This window comes from Methylomonas lenta (assembly GCF_001644015.1).
In the GTDB taxonomy this organism is placed as follows: Bacteria; Pseudomonadota; Gammaproteobacteria; order Methylococcales; family Methylomonadaceae; genus Methylomonas; species Methylomonas lenta.
Genome location: NZ_LUUI01000066.1, coordinates 24,013 through 42,354 on the forward strand (window position 1 = coordinate 24,013; position 18,342 = coordinate 42,354).

At 42.6% G+C, this 18,342-nt stretch carries 17 protein-coding genes; 8 read left to right on the plus strand and 9 right to left on the minus strand.

All coding sequences use genetic code 11. The annotated features are described in order from the left end of the window. The first annotated feature begins 72 nt into the window (after positions 1-72). Positions 73-1,830: an SIR2 family protein gene (locus A1359_RS04395; protein ID WP_066978561.1), complete on the plus strand. Its 1,758-nt coding sequence runs from the start codon at positions 73-75 to the stop codon at positions 1,828-1,830. A gap of 1 nt (position 1,831) precedes the next feature. After that, positions 1,832-3,274 carry an argonaute/piwi family protein gene (locus A1359_RS04400; protein ID WP_066978564.1) on the plus strand — a complete coding sequence of 481 codons (1,443 nt, stop codon included), beginning with the start codon at positions 1,832-1,834 and terminating at the stop codon, positions 3,272-3,274. A 477-nt stretch (positions 3,275-3,751) separates the two neighbouring features. Here A1359_RS04400 and A1359_RS04405 read toward each other — a convergent pair whose 3' ends face one another. The 5 genes from A1359_RS04405 to A1359_RS04425 all read right to left on the minus strand — a co-directional run bounded on the left by A1359_RS04405 (position 3,752) and on the right by A1359_RS04425 (position 8,410). Beyond that, on the minus strand, positions 3,752-4,405 hold the full coding sequence (locus A1359_RS04405) for an SOS response-associated peptidase (RefSeq protein ID WP_066978567.1): 654 nt from the start codon (positions 4,403-4,405) through the stop codon (positions 3,752-3,754). A gap of 54 nt (positions 4,406-4,459) precedes the next feature. Further along, positions 4,460-5,896 carry an SEFIR domain-containing protein gene (locus tag A1359_RS04410; RefSeq protein ID WP_066978570.1) on the minus strand — a complete coding sequence of 479 codons (1,437 nt, stop codon included), beginning with the start codon at positions 5,894-5,896 and terminating at the stop codon, positions 4,460-4,462. A gap of 196 nt (positions 5,897-6,092) precedes the next feature. Beyond that, on the minus strand, positions 6,093-6,455 hold the full coding sequence (locus tag A1359_RS04415) for a SpoIIAA family protein (protein WP_066978573.1): 363 nt from the start codon (positions 6,453-6,455) through the stop codon (positions 6,093-6,095). Between the two features lie 571 nt (positions 6,456-7,026). Continuing rightward, positions 7,027-7,881: a hypothetical protein gene (locus A1359_RS04420; protein WP_066978576.1), complete on the minus strand. Its 855-nt coding sequence runs from the start codon at positions 7,879-7,881 to the stop codon at positions 7,027-7,029. A gap of 223 nt (positions 7,882-8,104) precedes the next feature. Further along, complete coding sequence (locus A1359_RS04425) at positions 8,105-8,410, minus strand: helix-turn-helix domain-containing protein (protein WP_066978579.1); 306 nt, start codon at positions 8,408-8,410, stop codon at positions 8,105-8,107. Between the two features lie 226 nt (positions 8,411-8,636). Between A1359_RS04425 and A1359_RS04430 the strand changes: the two genes are divergently transcribed. Continuing rightward, a complete protein-coding gene (locus tag A1359_RS04430; RefSeq protein ID WP_066978582.1) occupies positions 8,637-9,476 on the plus strand; it encodes a hypothetical protein in 840 nt (279 codons plus the stop codon). Positions 9,477-9,530: 54 nt separating this feature from the next. Here the strand turns inward: A1359_RS04430 and A1359_RS04435 are convergent, their stop codons facing one another. Further along, positions 9,531-10,205 (minus strand): ankyrin repeat domain-containing protein, encoded by a 675-nt coding sequence (locus tag A1359_RS04435; RefSeq protein ID WP_083960494.1) that lies wholly within the window; start codon positions 10,203-10,205, stop codon positions 9,531-9,533. A 661-nt stretch (positions 10,206-10,866) separates the two neighbouring features. On the opposite strand from A1359_RS04435, the gene A1359_RS04440 reads away from it, so the two are divergent. Next, positions 10,867-11,694 carry an OmpA family protein gene (locus A1359_RS04440; protein WP_066978587.1) on the plus strand — a complete coding sequence of 276 codons (828 nt, stop codon included), beginning with the start codon at positions 10,867-10,869 and terminating at the stop codon, positions 11,692-11,694. A 57-nt stretch (positions 11,695-11,751) separates the two neighbouring features. On the opposite strand, the gene A1359_RS04445 is transcribed toward A1359_RS04440, so the two are convergent. Genes A1359_RS04445 through A1359_RS04455 form a run of 3 tightly spaced genes read right to left on the minus strand, consistent with a single transcriptional unit; the run spans position 11,752 to position 14,648 of the window. Continuing rightward, positions 11,752-13,596, minus strand: a complete 1,845-nt coding sequence (locus A1359_RS04445; protein ID WP_066978590.1) for an Hsp70 family protein — start codon at positions 13,594-13,596, stop codon at positions 11,752-11,754. Beyond that, complete coding sequence (locus A1359_RS04450; RefSeq protein WP_066978593.1) at positions 13,593-14,243, minus strand: DUF2760 domain-containing protein; 651 nt, start codon at positions 14,241-14,243, stop codon at positions 13,593-13,595. The genes A1359_RS04445 and A1359_RS04450 overlap by 4 nt, the downstream gene beginning before the upstream one ends. Before the next feature lie 21 nt (positions 14,244-14,264). Next, entirely contained in the window at positions 14,265-14,648 is a 384-nt protein-coding gene (locus A1359_RS04455; RefSeq protein WP_066978595.1) for a hypothetical protein, read from the minus strand. A gap of 362 nt (positions 14,649-15,010) precedes the next feature. Between A1359_RS04455 and A1359_RS04460 the strand changes: the two genes are divergently transcribed. From A1359_RS04460 to A1359_RS04475, 4 genes are all read left to right on the plus strand, one after another. Further along, on the plus strand, positions 15,011-15,280 hold the full coding sequence (locus tag A1359_RS04460; protein WP_066978598.1) for a hypothetical protein: 270 nt from the start codon (positions 15,011-15,013) through the stop codon (positions 15,278-15,280). A gap of 75 nt (positions 15,281-15,355) precedes the next feature. Next, positions 15,356-15,754, plus strand: coding sequence for a hypothetical protein (locus A1359_RS04465; RefSeq protein ID WP_066978601.1), 399 nt, complete (start codon positions 15,356-15,358; stop codon positions 15,752-15,754). A 38-nt stretch (positions 15,755-15,792) separates the two neighbouring features. Next, the gene (locus A1359_RS04470; protein WP_066978604.1) at positions 15,793-16,806 is read left to right on the plus strand and encodes an HAD family hydrolase; all 1,014 of its coding nucleotides are present in this window, start codon (positions 15,793-15,795) and stop codon (positions 16,804-16,806) included. An 80-nt stretch (positions 16,807-16,886) separates the two neighbouring features. Next, on the plus strand, positions 16,887-18,299 hold the full coding sequence (locus A1359_RS04475) for a carbohydrate porin (RefSeq protein ID WP_066978607.1): 1,413 nt from the start codon (positions 16,887-16,889) through the stop codon (positions 18,297-18,299). Positions 18,300-18,342 lie beyond the last annotated feature (43 nt).

Genomic DNA, 18,342 nt, shown 5'->3' on the forward strand with positions numbered 1-18,342 from the left:
CTTTAAGAGGGCTTTAAAAAATGAGCAAGCTGAATTTTATGATAAATGTTAGATACTTATTCGGAGCTATCAATGGAACTATCTTCTTTCCTAAGGACGTATAAAACCCGCGCTAAAAATATTCACTGGTTTATTGGCGCCGGTGCATCTGCCAATGCCGGGATAATGAGCGCTTGGGAGATGACGTGGGAATTCAAAAGAAATATTTATTGCAGTGAAAATGGAAAATCAATAAGTTCCTGTAAGGATTTATCAAATCCAAGATTCCGTGAGCTCATTCAAAGCTATTTGGATTCGCAACAAAGGCATCCAAATGTCGATTCACTAGAAGAATACTCTCATTATTTTTCAATTGCTTACCGGTCTGAATCGGATAGACGTGCATATATAGAGGAAAAAATTAGTTCTGCTGAAATTAAGTTTTCACATCGAGTGATGGCTGCATTGATCGGATTAGGTGTATGTAAAGCTATTTGGACTACAAATTTTGATTCTGTAATTGAAGAAAGTTGGCAATCCCTTGGCTTGCCAATTAGCAAATTACATATTGCTAGCATTGGCAATGCTATAAAAGCTAGTCAGTGCATTCGAGAAGACAGATTTCCACTTTATGTCAAACTCCATGGAGATTTTCAATCTTCAAATCTTAAAAATACAAAATCAGAGTTACTTGAACAAGATCGAGATTTTAGAAACGCTTTAATAGAATTAGTAGGTAGTCGCTTTGGCTTTGCTTTTGTAGGTTACAGCGGAAGAGATGATTCTATTATGAGTGTTTTTGAAGAAATAATTAGTAAGGCAAACAATGATTATCCTGGCTTGTTTTGGTTTAATAGAACTGGCGCTCCTGTTGTACCTCGTGTTTATGAACTTATAGAAACGGCTCAAAAAAAGGGTATTGATGCTCATGTGATTGATATACCGAGTTTTGATGAACTAATGCTGAACTTATATAAGTATCTAAATGATGAATTAATGGACTTTGAGGACTATTTACAGCCAATGTTGGAACGAAGGAGTCCTGTAAGTCTTGAGCCTAGTAATCAAGAAACTGACATCATCCGTTTCAACGCTTTTAAGGTTCTTTCTGTTCCACAAAGCGTCTATCTTTTTGACTGTGATATAGGTGGTGTCGGCGAGGTTAAAGATAGGATAGCTCATTGCAACAAAGTATTGGCAACAAGAGTAAGTGGGGGTGTTTTGGCTTTTGGTGATAGAGATGAAATTGCTTCAGTTTTTTCCATAAAAGAAAAAAACAGCATATCTGTTCAACCATTTAAGGTTAAAGACTACAAAACTTCTGAATACTTCTTACTTTATCAGGTTATCGAAAAGATTTTTTGTTCACGGCTACCATTGAAATCTTATCAAAACAAAAATGGGTTGACCTTATATATTGACCCAGACTCAAAGAATCTTGCTCTTTTTAATCCATTAATTAATGCATTAAAAACAAAATTTGAAAACTCACCTAAGATCAACGGAAAAACGCCTGGGCTTAATCGCTATTGGTCTGAATCTATACAGCTCAGAATTGAAGAAAGAATGGATGCCCTTTGGTTGATTGTGAATCCAGTTGTTTACATTGAACAAGGCGAGCGTAATTGGGATGATCCTAGATATGTTAAACAAGAGGATTTCAGAAAAAAAAGATTGGGAAGTCGTTATAACAAACAAGCCGATGATATATTTAGTGCATGGGCAGTATGTCTTGGGCTTGATCATCATCACTCAAATCGGAGTGTCACATTTAAAGCATTCAAAGAAGATATAGCTGTAAACCCGACAATTGAGTTTTCTACTGTCAGCTCTTTCAGTAATAGAGGATGAAATGGGCATAACTGATTACAAGCTTTCTGCGTATTATCAAGCTGAAGAACCAAAGCTGTGTTTTCATCCTGAGAGAACTACAGACGTTGACATACATCCGCTACGAGGATTGATGCGATTTGGGCCTTATGGGCAAAACACAATGGCAGCCATAAGAGGGCCAATACGTATTGCAATAATTTGTCCAAGAGGAGCTAATCTAAAGTTAAAAAGCTTTATTGATGGCTTAGATGCTCAATATGAGACAAATCACAAACCTGAATATACGCCTAACTATCCAGGAATGGCTTCGGCTTTTAGGGTTAATGCATGCATAGAAGATCATTTAAAATTTGAAGTAGATTTCGATATACGTGAAATCGATTCAAATCAAGAGCCACATATTTGCTTTGCCGAGAAACTAACTGATGTTATAAGGACATTCGAAAAACAGAGGCATAATTTCGATATACTATTTATCTATCTACCAGACGTTTACGAAAAATATTTTACAGATATTGCTACAGGATTCGACCTGCATGACTTTGTCAAGGCTGAATCTGCTAATAACGATATCATCACACAATTCATAAGGGATAAGGCAATAAATTCGAGCTGTAAGTCAACGACTTATTGGAATCTTGCGTTAGCGATCTATACTAAAGTTGGTGGTACTCCATGGAAAATGTCGGCATTAGAAGAAAATGTGGCATTTATGGGTATTAGTTATTCTGTTAAAAGCAATGCTGAAATGAGTGATGGAAAGCCCCGCTTTGTTACCTGTTGTAGTCAAGTATTTGATTCACAGGGTAAAGGATTAGAGTTTGTTGCTTTTGATGCTAAACCAAAAGCGTATTTTGGAGATAATCCATTTTTTGACCGAGAACAGATGGCTCGATTAGTTAGTCGTGGTTTAGAAATTTATCGATCACATAATGGCATTCCACCAAAGAGGTTAATTATTTACAAAACAACAGAATTTAGAAGTGACGAAATAGACGGTTGTTTTGATGTTTGGGGTAAGAATGAAAACTTGGATTTAATAAGCATTAACCAAAATACGCCATGGAAGGGAACGCTTCGCCAAAGAGTTATAAATGATCCCAAGAAAACTCAGCCATCTTTTTACCCAATTAATCGCGGTACATATGTACCAATAGATGATTATGACCTTTTGTTATGGACTCAAGGTAATGTCAACGGAATCGCCACTGGTAAGTCATTTTATCGTGAAGGAAGATGTATACCTGAGCCGCTATGTTTAACTCGCTATGGTGGACATGGGCCATGGGCAGATATTGCAAGTTACACCCTTGCCCTTACTAAGATGAACTGGAACAATTCCAGCCTTTACGACCAATTGCCTGCAACTTTACTCGTTTCAAGTAAGCTTGCCAAATTTGTGAAACATATGCCTGTGCATCAATTAATCAATCATAAATATGACTTAAGATTCTTTCTGTAGTAATGATTTTAAAAAATACTATTTCAGCTAAAAGCCCGATCAACCATATCCGGTGCAAACGGCTGTCGCTCTACGCTGTAGTCATTTTCGACCAACTTAGTTGTTATCAACGGCCATTCAAGTCCTGGCATTTCAGCCTGTATTGCTAGAGCCAAAGTCTTCTCGTCAGTTCCGATTGGGCCTTGACCATCAGGACAAAAAGGAGACCGAGTTTTTACTCAAAAGAGTATGCTAACAAAGACTGCCCCGGAATTTGGGGGCAATATTTCGTTGGACTAGTGATGGCTTGGCTATTCAGAACATTGCTCGCCGCAATGTGAAGCAAAGTTTTACAACCCAATCAATCGAGAAGAAAGCAGAAAACTTTTGCATAATTCCGCAAATACCGTTTCTACGTTAAGCCCCTGAACTTATTAGGCCAAATGACCATCGCGAGAACACTTTGGTAAAATGGTTTAAGCCGCTCTCTTGGCTAACCTACCGCAAACACCCCGCATCATCATGCCTCGGATTATTCACGTAACTACAAACCGACGTTGCCGTCATCGCTGAATATGCCTGATTGTCCAGCATCCCAAACACTTCCTGTTCATCCACTGATTTACCCAGCCACCCCCGATAATCATCAACTGGAATAATCACTGGCATCCTTTCATGAATCGGTTTCATGATTTCCTCGGCTGCAGTAGTGATTATCGTACATGAATACAGCGTTTGTTGGTCATGTTCCCAATGCTCCCAAAGACCAGCGAAGGCGAATAAGTTATTGTCTTGCCGGTGAATGTGAAATGCCTGTTTGCCTGATTCCAATGTTTGCCATTCGTAAAATCCGGTCGCGACAACCAGGCAGCGGCGCTTGTGAAACGCTGCCCGGAATGACGGCTTTTCTCGAACAGTTTCGGCACGGGCGTTAATCAAGTGATGGCTGTTTTTGTCATCCTTTGCCCATGACGGAACCAACCCCCAAAACAAATTGACCGGTTTTAACGACTTGTCTTCAAGCTCGACTATGCAAAGTATTTTTTGTGCGGGCGTGATGTTGTAGCTAAGTTGGTAGTGCAGCGGTCGCTGAAGCTGAAAATGCTCAGCAATTGTATCGGGCGATGCCGTTAGATTAAATCGACCGCACATTCATAATTCTCAGTATCGCAGTAAATTTTATGATTATGTGGAATCCGGTGTTCATCAGGGTCTAGTGGCAATCTCATTAAACCCAAGTAATGCCTCAGGACTAAAAGTTGATCCTTCCCAGCGTGGTAATCGTTGCCTATTTGCTCTAAAGTCTTCCAAAATCGGAACAAGGTCGGATTTAGTTTGTACCCCCAAGAGGAGTTTTGCTTTTTCGAAATAACTTGATGATCTTGATCTTGCAAACACCTCGAATGGTACAGAATGCCTGAGATATAAAAGTGTCTCTGGCCACCAATGCCATTGATTCTTTGATCTATCAATGTGATCTCGCATAAAAAGGATGAAGTCGGACTGCATTAAATAGCGAAAATCGATACCTGAGCTTTTAGCGCGACTTTCAAGTAAATCTGCGTGAATGGACAATCGACGAAGATTAAGTCTATTATTTCTATTATCAAGCGACCCAACGTTTTGACGGAAGTAATCAAAACTTACCATTGATGCATTATGATATTCAGATCGTCCAGCCACATAATATTCGCTAGCCATAAGGAAAGCGGCAGATTCAAATCTTTCATATTGAATTAAGGATGACATAGCATAAAGGAATAGTTCGTGAACTATAAATCTAAAGTTATCTGTTTGCCATTGGTGATAATGATTTACGTTTTCTGGTCGCTCAAGATATGGAATTAGGCGTTCAAAAAAACGGTGAATTGCTGTTCGAGTTTCATGAGAATCGCGATAAAGCGCAAGCGTTAAGAATACTTCGATTACTTCATTTCTATAAGGTAAAAATGCTTCTATATTTTCAATTATTTCATCATCAATCAGTTCAAAGGATGTGTTAATTCGGAACTTTTCTAACTCCTCGGCAAATGTCGTTAGATATTCAATCGTTATTGCACCCGCGTTGTCACGATTGCATTTAATTGCATCAATTGCTCGCTTTTGGCGAGATGCTGTTCCCAAGGAGATGGTTCGTTGATCTTCGATGAGAAATCCGGGTTTATGACCAAGATCAGGTTTTTTGTGTAATGGCTGGTCGTATACCCAGCGAAGTAGTTTTTCGAAATTTTCAGACTCTGTACTAGGGTCGCTAAAGTCGATATAAATCCGAGAGCGGTAATAAATTGGAAGACATGCCTTTCCGTCGTCGTCCCTTTCCTTGACGATGGCAACAAACTTGTCTTGGGCTTGGCTACCGTAGATTTCAGGTGAGATGATTTGAGTTTCTGTTCCCACACCGCCATTTCGGCCATTAGCCTTATCGGCGTAAATTTTGTCACAGATAATGGCAACTTTCTTAATTTCTGGGTCAGATACCATTTGCTCCATAAAAGCATGTGCATCGTGTCCTTCTTTCAAATCCCATTTATCCAGGATTACGTCGATACCGGATTCACGTAAATGAGTTGCAAGTTCAATAACCCAATTTTCGTGATCTTGGCTTGACCAGCTATAAGAAATAAAAAGTTTTGGGTCGTTCATCCGCTAGAGTCCTATTTGGTTTACACAATGGGTAGGGGGCGATATATTGCTATTGTCGGAACCGGATTTACCGCGTACATTTTCACCCGACAAGCTAACAAAGCTGATATCGGTCAGAATAGTTTTTTCCTTGGTGGTGACGGGTACCTGGTCAAAGTGAATAATTGAAAATAATTATTGAAGGGTCTAAATTACGTTAGCTTAGTAACCACTCCAAAGCCCGCTGCTTATCGCCATAAACAAAATGGCGCACTTGGGCGGAGACAAAATGGCTAACAATGCTCGGCATGATCGTAAGGAACCCACTATCAGTCACGGCGGCAACCTTGGCAACTTTTTGATGATGGTCTTTAACGAATTTCAAGTGCGCCAATAACGCGGCAAAATCTGTCCAGCCTGGAAATTTCTCTGTATAGATCAGCAGTCCTCTCAGCTCGCCTTCGGATTCAATGAATGGGTCAACGAGTTTAGCTAGATTCTCGAAATCTGATTGTTGAAGAGGGCCTTCCGGTGTAATGATCAGGATGCCCTGATCGCGCAGCAGTTCGGGGTGGATCATGATGTTGTCTCCATTCTTGGTAGTCAATAAACTTGTATGCTGTCGATGGTCGCTTGTAAATACAACTTCTGATTGCCAAGGGAAATATCAATGACCGACCTGTGCCCCGATAGGGTGTCAATGTCTGGCTGAGCGGTTGAAAGTACCATGTAGACGAATGTTATTGTTTCTTGTCGATCAGTAAACCTGAATCAGTCATTGACGGATTAATTTTTTATAACTGGGGTGTCGTTTATTCTATGAGATCGTGCTCATTTAATGCGTTTGGTTTTTGATGGGTTTTTAACGCATCATTGAGCAAACGTAATCTATTTTAGTGATTGTAACTGGTTTAATACTCGGCTGAAGACTACAGATACTGATTGAAACTGGCAGTGACTCAGGCCTCAACTTCTTGAAACATTGTGAATTAAAAATGCAAGCTGCTTCAATGTGCGCTAACTCAAATTTTTCAATGCATAAGTTCAGCCAAAAAGAAAAACAAAGAGATAAATACCCATTGCATTGTTATGACAAATATGACTTCCACTGCGGATATTTAACTACCCCGTTTAGCATGTATGGCTAGTATTCATTGTTTCCAATCTGGGTAGAGTTTGAAAATTTCGAATTGCAAAAACCGACTCTTTAATGAAACGGGTACCAATTCGAGGTATGCTTTTGTAACTTTTTTTCCGTGTAACGAAATGAGTCTTTTTTGGGTCTCTTCATCAAACGCAAGCGGTATGTTTTCGTGGTTGACCAATCTAGCAATTGCCTGGATCAGCATTAATTGGTCAGGCATACTTTTGGAATCGAACATCTCCAGATTAAGGTAATCCATCACCTTGGACTCTTCTTGTGTCGGCATTTTGAATTCCCGGACAGCCTGACCTCTACGCTTAAACGGAATGGCGATAGTGTTAGATGCGTAGGCGACTCCACGTTGAGACCGCACAAGGAAAATAGCCCCGCATGATGCTACAGCGGGCGCTCGTGACGGCGAAATCGCGAAGCATTGCATATACTCCATCAGAATCTTGCCACCAGTCTTACGACTTCCATCCGGGCCAGTTCCCCAAAGAATGAAGTGCGGATGAATCTTTGGATTGCTGTTCGAGAGTTTGTTGCACCAGTCTTTGACAAACCTTGCGTCGCCGCTCATGTGACCGGCGGCAACCCTGCTGAAATCCTTGTTTGCTATGAAGACAGCACCACAACTGGTTAAGCCCGTCACCGCGACACCTTCGTTGGCGTCAAGGCTCACCCATTTACTGAAATTACCATGTGTAAGGAACTCGGGGAGTCCGAATTCGGCCATGTTCATCGATATGTTGGAGTGTATGTCGAGAATGCAGGTTGCATTCTCGACATCAAAACTGACCTCAGTGCCAGTTGTCATGTCGAACGCAACGCTACTGCGCTGCTGACTCAAACCGAATGACATAGATACCCCCTTGATCTAACTATAAATGAACCTTAGCCAGCCAAATAGACAACCGAACTCAAGGTAAGGCTGTGAATCAGGTTTTTGAATCTTATTAGCTATCCAGTTGTGTGATATTGCGCGACTGGGTGTGCCCTATGTGCACCGACGCTTCTAATTGTCTGACCAATTAGCGTGAGAGCCATCACCACATAATTTGAGATACTGGAATGATAACCTGAAATCAGGACTTAATATCACCATCATTTTCTGTAACCAATGACTGATCAATAACACGATCCTCAACAACCGTTTGCGAGAAGAAATCCATCAGCTCTGTAGGCTCTACTGATAAAGTCTGAGCAATCAAACCGATTTTATTTAAAGTAATATTTATTCTGCCTCTCTCAATGCCACTTAGATGGCTACGTGCAAGCCCGCTTTCCGCCGCCAGTCGCTCTTGTGAAAAGCCTCTTAGCTTACGAACGATTGCCAGCCGCTGACCAAATAACGAGCGCAAATCGGGATCAGGCTTTGTGTTTTCTGCCATCTCGAAATCATATAAAAATGATTACTGTATAAGAACACGCTATTCATAACCACGCTATACAGATACACGCTATTTGTTTACACGCTATATATTAGACATTCGTCCTCAGCTTCTGTATTATCTAAACATCCCGTAGATCAATTGAAAGCAAAACTTAGTTAAATGCTAAGGAAGCTCATATTTAGAATAATTCTCGACACATAAATACGAACAAAGTAGGTAAACCATGTTGAATTCCGCTTCAAATTCATCCAAATTTAAGCCGATACTGAATGAAAGAGATATCAGATCGGATACTACAAAAATTCATATTTTTGACTTATCACTGGAACAAGCAATCACTTTAATTGCGCTTCATACGTATGCTCAAATAGAAATGCCGAAGTCATTGTTAGAAATTGACACATTATCAATAATGCCATTTTCACCCCAAGCCAGATATGGGCACTATCTTATTAATCAGCTTTTAAAAACTGAACTAATAATGAATAGTTCAATTGATGATACATTCTCATATAACGGTATCAATATATTATTAAGAAAACCAATAGAATTCGCATGGCGTGTGCCTGCTGAATATCGTACTTTATTGTGTGAGGATATAAGGGAATATCTTGAACAAGAGACTTTGCCTGATCCATGGGCTAATCAACTGACAGAAGTGGTTTGTGCGCTGAGATTAGCAGAATGCCAGGAATTTTTTGATGAATGCACAACCGAAAGACATTTTTCCGTCTCTGACACTAGTAAACATTCATTTACCATAATGTTAAGCGAGCTTTTAAATAAATATTCGGTTGCTCAATGCCAGTTTCTAATACTGGAAAGTGCAAAGATGGCATCTGATGCTTTAGCTAAAAGAACATGTAATTCATATTACATTATTGATCAAATGATAAATATTTGTGCAGAATTTATAAATGAAATTAAAAAAGAAAAAAGAGAGCTGCCGGATCTAAAACAAAACTTAAGACCGATAAGAAGTATGATCAATCAGGTTGTCTATGAGGTCATTTTACCTGGGTTCGATGGCTTTAGAGCACCATTATCAAAATTGATAATATAAGAACAAATTTAATTTATTAAACTTATTTATCCACAAATTTTCACCGTCATAACTTTAATCCAGCAAAACTCGAACAATCCGATCATCAGCTATTTGCATCGCATAACAAATCGGCGTCGAACCCGCATCATCTATAAGATTGACATCAGCATTTTGCGTGATATTCTCCGCGACACAATCGACATGAGATCTGCTTATTGCATAAAAGACTGGGCTCCATTGCTGTTTATCAATCTTGTCTCGCAGGTTTATATCAGCACCGCTGTTGACCAATAATCCTATAATTTGACAAGCACCACTTTTTGCGGCAAAGAATATAGTGGATTGCCCTTGTCTGTTGAGCGCATTTGGGCTTGCTCCTTTTGATATAAGGTAATCAATGCATTTTGCATAGTTGCTGCGCGCTGTGTAATGTAGTGCAGTGTTACGGTCGTAAATATCCGCGATATGGATATCGGGGAGCGATTTTATGATTGACAGCGCTGTGGACTCTTTGAATTTCGTTAATATATGACTAAGTGGCGATACATTATGTCGGTCATAGATAAGGAGATCTGCGTTGTTTTCTATGAGTAATTTGACTATTTTAGATTTCCTGAGTTTTATTGCATGTTGGATGGGCGTAATACCATTAAAAGATTGATTGACGTTTTGGCCTGATTTAATAAGAGACTCTATTTCCATAATATTTCCAGAGAAGATAGCGTCGATTAATGGTGTTTTGTTCATAACTGGCTATTTACATAGTTTCTATAATAATAATTATTATAGGTGGAAAACTATTTAATTATAGTAAATATAATAGTTATTAAAGTTTTAACTCTTTGGCTTCAAAACAACCATGCTTTTAAGGGCTTGTTTCAATTATCCAGGTGTTCGACACTTTTTAAGCCATAAGGAATTCTAAATTCAAAAAGCAGGCAAAAGCCGAGCGTAAAGATATATCCGAACCGCGAACGCAACACGGAATGATTTCTGATGCTAGTTTTGATTATGAATTCTTGATTTAGTGTTGCGCGTCAAAGCATTATGGACGCAACAAATAGCTAAAATTTATCAAGACAACACCTAACGATCTGCTTTCAGCGTATCTCATTGAAATATCGGTATATTTTTCACTGCAACACGCCCGCAACTACTAAGAATGGGAACTATTCGAGCGCAAAATAGCATGTATGACAATAAAGCAGCCTGGCACAGTTAATCAATTTTCTTGAGTCATCGATAAACAACAAATTAGACACAAACAATAAATTCACCTTTTGCCCGCATTAAGCCCGATTTAAGCCTGCTATCTGAAAATAAACCATGCTTAATTTACCGGTTTTTCCGAGTTAATAGCTCACTTTTACATCTTTCAAAAGAATTTTTACTCCATAAGGAACTGAACATGAATAAAAAATTAATTGTGCTAGGCATTGGTATTGGCATGTTAGCCGGCTGTACTACCAACCCATATACTGGAGAATCAAGCATAAGTAACGCCGGCAAAGGCGCTGGTATTGGCGCGGCTGTTGGTGCCGGTGCAGGTACATTATTCGGTGGTAATGACTGGAAAAATGCCGGTTTTGGCGCTTTAGCCGGCGCTGCAGTCGGCGCTGGCATTGGTTATTACATGGATAAGCAACAGGAAGAAATGCAGCAATCGCTGCAAGGTACCGGCATAGAAGTACAGCGTACTGCGGATAACACACTAAATCTGACCATGCCTAGCAATGTGACGTTTGCTCATGATAAAGCGGATCTGACTTTTGAGGCACAAAACGCTTTGAATTCGGTATCTCAGGTATTAAATAACTATCCCGATTCGCGGATAGCCATTACTGGCTACACGGACGACACTGGCTCCGATGCTTATAATCAGCGTCTGTCTGAAGTACGGGCAGCCAGTGTGGCTAACTATCTAGCGCTACACGGTGTGAATCCAGCCCGTATGTCTCAGCAAGGCCTGGGCGAAAGCTCACCCAAAGTGCCCAACACCAGTGAGGCCAATCGGGCTATCAATCGTCGAGTTGAATTAGCGATTATCGCCAACCAAAATGCGGGTGCTAATCAACAACCCCAGCAACCTCAGGGTGGTTACCAACAGCCACAACAGCAGCAGACATATCCTCAGCAGCAGCAACCCTATCAACAAGGATATCCACAACAACAGCCCTACCAACAAGGCTATCCACAACAAACTTATCCTCAACCAACCAACCCGAATTACCGGTAAAAAAACGAGTAAAGTTGGACATGCTATTCATGTCCAACTTTCTGCTGTTTTTGCCGATTAATCTTCACCAGCTCTAACATCAAACTCAATTTTCCAACGCTTGTCGTCGTCTCGATTGGATATAGCTCTTAATTCCAGGGTGCCTACTTCAGTCACTGCGGCTGATAAATGTACAGGTACGATTTCGCCTGGTGCTTTTCCCTCTTCTGGCAAGCTGATCTCAATTTCGTCCAGCTCTTCCAGTTCATCAAAACCCCAACTTTCCAAACGGGTACCAACTTTATCCTCACGACGGGTTTTGGAGGCAAAAAATCGAAACCGGACCTGCTCACCAATAATTAAACCGAATTCGTCATTCGGCAATTCTTGTTCACTGCCCTCTTCCATCCCAAAAGGCGCGATGCAGAGTGCTTCGATTTCAGGGGCTAAACCAGGCACTGCCGGCATAGCGCTTTCCACACCAACGTAATAAGAAGCCGCTGTGCCGCCTTTGATACGTACGCCTTTACCTTTGCGCACATAACCATAGTAAGCCGCACCGCGTGCCACAGCCAAATCCAGATCAGCCCCATGTAATAAACGTGCTTCCGGTGCCTGTTCTGCTTGTAACCAGCTGTTTAAAATGGCCATTAAACGCTCGGATAAAACACCGGCTTTTAATACCCCACCGTTAAACAGTACTGCAGTGGGATGCAGAAAACTGGCATTTTCGGCATTTGCCATATGACTGAATTCGCTGGTGGCATCTTTTTGTTTAGCCAAAAAAGCTGCCAAATGCCGGGTTATTCCCGCGTCCTGCGCATATGGTAGACCAGCTGATCTAAGACCAGTACGCGGTTTAACCACAGGTCTGTCGCTGGCTTGCACTTGCGGTAAAAAGCCATCGACCAACACCCGACTCAACTCATCACGAGTCAATTCAGTCCGTAAGGTACCGCCAATCAAGGCAGATCCACGACTAGCCACCACCAACGGCATGCTGCCAAGCTCTGGCTGATTGAACAGTTTTTCCTTCGCTTCACGGCAACCATGTGTTAAGGCTTGCAATTGCCAGGATTCCAAGCGCTTGCCGCTTTCCTGCTCCATTTTGGCTTTTACCGTGTACGCCAGAGCCAAATCCATATTGTCGCCACCCAATAAGATGTGATCACCGACCGCAACCCGGGTTAATTGCAAATTACCCTCTTGCTCAGTCACAGCAATTAACGACAAATCGGTCGTGCCACCACCAATGTCGATCACTAAAATCACATCGCCGATTTGCACATGATTACGCCAATCCCCTTCACTCTTCTCGATCCAGCTATACAAGGCTGCTTGCGGCTCTTCCAACAACACTGATTGGCCTAAGCCAACAGAACGTGCAGCTTCCACGCTTAATTCTCTTGCAGCCGGATCGAATGATGCCGGTACGGTAATTGTTACATCTTGATTTTCCAGCCGGTTTTCGGGAAAGTGGTGATTCCAGGCATCACGCAAATGTTGCAGATATGCTTTACTGGCAGAAAATGGTGAAATGCGCTCAACATCTTCAGGCGCATCGGCCGGCAGAATAGCTTGTTTACAATCGACGCCGGCGTGACATAACCAACTTTTTGCACTGGCGACCAATCTAATCGGCGTTTTGCTGCCCAGATTTCTGGCGATTTCACCGACTAAATGTTCAGGTTTTGCCGACCACGGCAGCGCGGTAGCGCCTTCTGCAATCTCGGCATGATGCGGCAAATAGGTAAATGACGGTAACTGGGCTTTATCTTCAATCATGCCCGGCCCGGTCAATTGCGGAATCGATAACACCGTCAAAATCACTTGGTCATCGTCAGCATGTAAGTCGACATAGGACATTACGCAATGCGTGGTACCTAAATCGATACCCACTGAATAACGCGCACCCTCACTCATAATTCCACCTCAGCCGCAGCCACAATTTTGGCGTTATGGCCTTCGGTTAATTTCGGTAAGCGCAAATCGGTTACCTGCCAGCCTTTGTGAACCAACGTTCCACTAAACGGGGCTTCACCAACGATATTACCAGTCAGGCGGAATGCTGCCGCATCAAAGCCTTTATTTAAAGTTACACGACTGCCTTCAAGATCCTGGCTAACCGGAGCCAGGGTAAAATGTTCATTCAAGGCTTTGGTACAACCTTGATGCACGACTCGCGCTGCCGCGCCAATTTCGGTATCACTGAAAGCGCTGACATCTTCCTTGATGAAGTCGATGAACCTAGCTTCTTTTTGCAGCAGACTGAGTAATTGTAAGGCTGCATCCTGTGTGGCTTCTTTTAAAATTACCGGTTCCGGTGCCGGAGCCTGCACAATTTTTTCAACTTCAACGATTTTCTCGACGATTTTGATTTCAGGCTGCAGCATTGGGGTTGGGACTACCGGTGCTGGTGCTGCCTTTTTACAGCGCCGCAAGCCTAATAAAACCGAAATTAAAACAACGATTAAAATTAATGCCAACACGGCAACTGTTCCAGCCAGACACACATGCCATAAATCGAATGTGGTCGGTTGCAGGTTTAAATCAATGGTATAGGTATTCATAAATACAATAAGTAGAGTTGATTAAGGTTTTCCAGCAGCTTTAGCCGCCTCTGCATACATAAGTTCCTGCAATAAATTGCGGGTAACCTGAATTCTGAGTTTTTTCAAATGCCGATCAGCAATCACACCCGGCACGCCGACCTCGATATATTCTTTACGCATATCAGCCAGCGTGGGTTCGCACAGCTTAATGATCGCATCGGTGGCGTGCCGGCTTTCCAGTTTTGAAAACTCTGGTTTTTGCATGGTATCGACCACGCATTTTTTATAAGTATATTGAGCATGTTGAATTTTCTGGATAGTTTCTTCATTTAAAGTGGTCGGGTTCCACTCCTCTTTAGCATCATCTGCTGCGAAAGCCAGGTTGTTGACTAACAACAGCAAAGCGATTAAAGAATATTTCATTACATAACTCCATGGATTGAACATCGTTATTCGGGATTTTACGCGATGCGGGCCGCAAGCCACAACCAAGAGCCTAAACCAAAATATGATTTGTAATGGGCATAGGCTGTCCAGCAATTAAAAATGACGCATCCCATCCTTGGTTGAACCTAAAAAAGTCATCTTCATCATCCCAATTTTAATAAGTCTTGGTGCTGCCACTACAGTAGCCGAAATCATAATAAACAGTATTCGATACCCAATTTATTATGATTTAAATATTATTTTAAGGTTGACCTGATTCGTTAGACAATTTGGGTGTCTGTTGCTAGTCTTAACCGAGAAAATTGCATTTTGTACATTTATTCAACAGGAATTAAAGAATGATCAAATCAAGTTTAATTCAAGGTTTGCTCGGACAATTGACGGCTGGCCTTGTTTTGCTTACAAGCTGTCTCACATTTTCTGCACCAGCGGCGGAAAACAAAAAAAACCAATATATGGTTATTTTGAGCGGCGATATTGGTCAGTTCAATATCAGCAATTTGGTGGGCCATACTCCCTATTCGAACGGGTTTAAAGCTAGAGCGGGTCTGCCGGGCGCAGTCGAAGGCATGAAAACGAAATTCCTGCCGTCTATCGAGTATGCGTAAAAAGGCCGCGCACAACCTCTTTAAGCGCAACTCACATACCCTTTGAAAAAACGTGAATTAATCCAGGAGCAACTCATGCCAATTACGATGACTAAATTTATTTTCTGGACAGGTATCTACAACGCAGGACTGGCGTTGACGTTAACTTGCCCACCGTTTTATCGATTACTAGGCTTGAACATCCCTGCACCATTATGGGGTTGGCTGCTGGCCGGCTTTCTGGCTTATACCAGTGCGATATTGATTTTGGCGTCACGCGATTTGCGTCGACGTGCGTCCATGGTGTATTGGGAATCCATGCTACGCTACATCGCTGCTTTGTTATTGATACCTGCTGGTCTTTTTGGGGATCTGGGCTTGATTGCTGTGCCGCTGGGTTTGGGTGATCTGGCCATTGGCTTGGTGTATATGTTCGGTTTACCTAAAGAACTAGGAGCTTCCCACAGCGACCTGATTTGGGATCGCATTGACTAAATTTAACTATAAATCGCTACATCAAAGAGATACAAACCATGAACCAATCCCTTCATAAACTGATAGTCGGCAGTGGTTATCGCTTAATCTTATGCTTAACACTGATCTCCTTTGCCGTAGCTGTAAACGCCCAAGTCATTGATCCAATGCCGTCCTGGAATAATGTACCTGCAAAGGCTGACATCATTAAATTCGTTAATGATGTCAGCCAAATAGATAGTGTTAATTATGTTCCGGTTGCCGAACGCATCGCTGTTTTTGACAATGACGGCACACTATGGTCAGAGCAACCACCTTATGCTCAACTGGCTTTTGCGCTTGACCGTGTTAAAGCGACAGCCGCTCAGCATCCAGAATGGATTGAGCAGGAACCTTTTAAATCGGTGTTGGCTGGCGACCTGAAAGCTGTGATGGCCGGTGGTGAGCATGCGATACTGGAACTGATAATGGCCACACATGCAGGCATGACTACAGTGGAGTTTGCACAAACCGTCAAGGATTGGCTGGCAACAGCCAAGCATCCGAAATATAATCGGCCTTATACAGAACTGGTCTATCAACCTATGTTGGAACTGCTGACCTACCTGCGCTATAACGGTTTTCAAACCTATATTGTTTCCGGTGGCGGTATAGAATTCATGCGACCTTGGACCGAAAGAATCTACGGAATTCCGCCCGAACAGGTTATAGGCAGCAGTATCAAAACCCAGTTTGAACTCCGTGACGGTAAACCTATACTTTTACGTCTGCCTGAAGTTGATTTTCTCGATGACAAGGACGGCAAGCCCGTGGCTATCAATAAATTTATCGGCCGCAGACCGATCGCTGCTTTTGGTAATTCGGATGGTGATCTGCAAATGCTGCAATGGACTACCGCGGGCGACGGCTTACGTTTTGGTTTGCTGGTTCATCACACCGATGCCGATCGTGAAGCAGCTTACGACCGTCAGTCATCTATCGGTCGGCTTGATAAAGCCCTGGATGAAGCCGGGCAAAAGGGCTGGACGGTCGTGGATATGAAAACGGATTGGAAGCAAGTATTTCCCAAGTGAGCACTATACATACGCAGCGGCTACTTCACCCTGCCCTGCGATAAAACAGATTAGTTAACAAGATAAAATTAGGAAAAAAAATGAAGCATACCTCTAATATTGCCTGTAGATCGCTAACCGTAATCAGCTTTACCACGCTGGTGGGTTTTAGCTCAACGGCTCTAGCGTTAGGACCGGTTGAAGTGCCGGAAACCTGGGGCGGAGATTTGTCAACGCGACCGCGACTAACAGGCGATTGGGGTGGCGTAAGGGATGAGATGTCTAAGAAAGGCGTGGAGTTGGACGCTAATATGTTCCTGTTGCCTGGAGGCGTCGTTTCCGGCGGCAGAAATACCGGTGCCGAATTTTGGGGTAACGTCGACTATACGCTAAATATCGACACCGAAAAGCTGGGACTTTGGCCGGGTGGTTTTTTCAAGTTTGAGGGGGTTTCAAGTTTTGGCAACAGCTTGTATAACCAAGCCGGTGCTTTTCTGCCAAGCAACGTAGCCACACTTTATCCTGCTTTCGACCAGGCTAGCAGCGGACTGATGCAGGCCTCATATACGCAGTTTTTCAGTGCCCAGTTCGGTGTAACGATGGGAAAAATGGATTTGTTCGAATTCACCCCCACCGAGTTCTACGGCGATTACCGGACTCAGTTTATGAACATGGGACTGAATTTTTCCTCCAGCCTTGGTATGCTGCCAATGTCTGCTTACGGCGGCGGCATGATGTTTTTACCCACCAAAGATATTACTTTGATGGCTTTGGCGTTGGATGCAGGCGGCACGCCGACGGATGATAACATCAGCAATGCTTTCAAAGAGGGTACGACGGTCCTCAGTGCGGCAAATATCAAAATCAAGCCGTTTGGTTTGGTGGGTCATCAGGGCCTGACAGGAATGTGGAGCGACAAAAGTCGTTTTTCATTGGCTCAAGATCCCTACAACCTTGGGCATGCGCTTTTAGATGAACGTTACCCCAGATTAGGTAATCCCGGCCCTATCTTGTATCGAATTTTAGAGCGACGTTTCCCTCAATTGCTAGTCCCAGTCCAACCTGCAAACCGCAAGGACAATACCTGGTCTATCGTCTACAGCTTTGATCAGTATTTATGGCAACCTGCAGGCGACTCGAAACACGGTGTCGGTCTTTTCTTTAGCTTTGGTGCAACCGACGGCAACCCTAACCCGATCCAATACAGTTACACGATGGGTATTGGTGGCAAGGGTGTACCTGGACGACCCAATGACTCGTTTGGCGTAGGCTGGGCGCGTACCCAGTTCAGCAATCAATTTGTGCCGTTACTGCGCGAAAGTTTGGGGATTGGTCTGGATCATGAAGATGCCATCGAGATGTATTACACCGCCGCAGTCACGCCTTGGTTGAATGTGAGTCCCAATCTGCAAATCATCAATTCAGGCTTGAACAAGTATCTCGATGATAATAACCAATTGCAAAATATCGACACAACAGTGGAGGCCAATCTGCGTATGAATATACAATTTTAAAACTTAACCGCCCTAAAACCACCACTAAAGCAAAGAGAGGAAA

Excerpts from the sequence above, each read along its gene's own strand:
- A1359_RS04395 (WP_066978561.1), top strand. The coding sequence starts at position 73 with ATGGAACTATCTTCTTTCCTAAGGACGTATAAAACCCGCGCTAAAAAT.
- A1359_RS04400 (WP_066978564.1), top strand. The coding sequence starts at position 1,832 with ATGGGCATAACTGATTACAAGCTTTCTGCGTATTATCAAGCTGAAGAA.
- A1359_RS04405 (WP_066978567.1), bottom strand. The coding sequence starts at position 4,405 with ATGTGCGGTCGATTTAATCTAACGGCATCGCCCGATACAATTGCTGAG.
- A1359_RS04410 (WP_066978570.1), bottom strand. The coding sequence starts at position 5,896 with ATGAACGACCCAAAACTTTTTATTTCTTATAGCTGGTCAAGCCAAGAT.
- A1359_RS04415 (WP_066978573.1), bottom strand. The coding sequence starts at position 6,455 with ATGATCCACCCCGAACTGCTGCGCGATCAGGGCATCCTGATCATTACA.
- A1359_RS04420 (WP_066978576.1), bottom strand. The coding sequence starts at position 7,881 with ATGTCATTCGGTTTGAGTCAGCAGCGCAGTAGCGTTGCGTTCGACATG.
- A1359_RS04425 (WP_066978579.1), bottom strand. The coding sequence starts at position 8,410 with ATGGCAGAAAACACAAAGCCTGATCCCGATTTGCGCTCGTTATTTGGT.
- A1359_RS04430 (WP_066978582.1), top strand. The coding sequence starts at position 8,637 with ATGTTGAATTCCGCTTCAAATTCATCCAAATTTAAGCCGATACTGAAT.
- A1359_RS04435 (WP_083960494.1), bottom strand. The coding sequence starts at position 10,205 with ATGAACAAAACACCATTAATCGACGCTATCTTCTCTGGAAATATTATG.
- A1359_RS04440 (WP_066978587.1), top strand. The coding sequence starts at position 10,867 with ATGAATAAAAAATTAATTGTGCTAGGCATTGGTATTGGCATGTTAGCC.
- A1359_RS04445 (WP_066978590.1), bottom strand. The coding sequence starts at position 13,596 with ATGAGTGAGGGTGCGCGTTATTCAGTGGGTATCGATTTAGGTACCACG.
- A1359_RS04450 (WP_066978593.1), bottom strand. The coding sequence starts at position 14,243 with ATGAATACCTATACCATTGATTTAAACCTGCAACCGACCACATTCGAT.
- A1359_RS04455 (WP_066978595.1), bottom strand. The coding sequence starts at position 14,648 with ATGAAATATTCTTTAATCGCTTTGCTGTTGTTAGTCAACAACCTGGCT.
- A1359_RS04460 (WP_066978598.1), top strand. The coding sequence starts at position 15,011 with ATGATCAAATCAAGTTTAATTCAAGGTTTGCTCGGACAATTGACGGCT.
- A1359_RS04465 (WP_066978601.1), top strand. The coding sequence starts at position 15,356 with ATGCCAATTACGATGACTAAATTTATTTTCTGGACAGGTATCTACAAC.
- A1359_RS04470 (WP_066978604.1), top strand. The coding sequence starts at position 15,793 with ATGAACCAATCCCTTCATAAACTGATAGTCGGCAGTGGTTATCGCTTA.
- A1359_RS04475 (WP_066978607.1), top strand. The coding sequence starts at position 16,887 with ATGAAGCATACCTCTAATATTGCCTGTAGATCGCTAACCGTAATCAGC.